Annotated in this window: 1 protein-coding gene; it reads right to left on the reverse strand. The window is 57.9% G+C overall.

Features of this window, described 5'->3' with window-relative positions:
- Nucleotides 1-197: 197 nt before the first annotated feature.
- Nucleotides 198-569: a DUF6124 family protein gene (locus FHK92_RS20225; protein ID WP_181289625.1), complete on the reverse strand. Its 372-nt coding sequence runs from the start codon at nucleotides 567-569 to the stop codon at nucleotides 198-200.
- Nucleotides 570-875 lie beyond the last annotated feature (306 nt).

Below are 875 nucleotides of genomic sequence, written 5' to 3' on the forward strand. Positions count from 1 at the left end.
CGGCGACTATCGTGGGGCGACGTTCTCCAACACGCGATTCGCCAGCAACGAACCCAGCTCGACCAATGGCTGGATCTCAAAAAGCGTGGCGAGGGAGCTTGCTCCCGCTGGGCTGCGTAGCGGCCCCAAAATCTTGCGGTCGCTGCGCAACCGAGCGGGAGCAAGCTCCCTCGCCACGGGGTTTGATGGTGCGGCGGCTATTGTGGGGCGACGTTATCCAACACGCGATTCGCCAGCAACGAACCCAGCTCGATCAATTGCTGGATTCCCAGCAGCACATGGCGGTTGGAGCCTTCCATGTCGAAAGCCAGTTCGTTGACCATCGCATCGGCCGAGGCCAGGGTTTCGCTGAGGTTGGCCAGCAGGCATTCGTTGTCGAGGTCTTTGACGACGGTGAATAACTGGCCGGGCTTGGTGGTTTCTTTGGGTTCTGTTGGTTTTGTTGGTTTGGGCTTTAGATAAAAGTCCAATGCGCGGGTAGCGGCTTCTTCGAGTTGCTTGGCGTTTAGGCCGTCCAGGTAAGGAGAGTTGGGATCTGCTTTTGGAGGGTTTGGCGTAATTTTGAACATCGTTGCGTTACCTTTGATTTAGGCCGCAACCATCTCGCTACTAAACGAATGGAGGCAGCTGTGCGCAAGTTAGTAGACCGGTAAAGGCAACGGAACCCGGCGCGCCCGAGGGCGCCTCGCGCACAGCCACCATCGAGTGCAGGCAATGCCTGACTGATGAGACTCATGCAGCCGTTGCTATTACCGAGCTACTAAACCCGACCACTGATGGGCAGTGGCAGGCAAACGATAGAGCCCGGGGGCGAGGTGCACAAGCCGGCGGATTCTGGCGTAGTTGTAGGCAAAGGCGCAAGGATGTGTGGCTTG

The organism is Pseudomonas brassicacearum subsp. neoaurantiaca, from assembly GCF_013608025.1.
Classification (GTDB): Bacteria; Pseudomonadota; Gammaproteobacteria; order Pseudomonadales; family Pseudomonadaceae; genus Aquipseudomonas.

Coding starts and splice junctions, on each gene's coding strand:
- FHK92_RS20225 (WP_181289625.1), bottom strand. CDS start 569: ATGTTCAAAATTACGCCAAACCCTCCAAAAGCAGATCCCAACTCTCCT.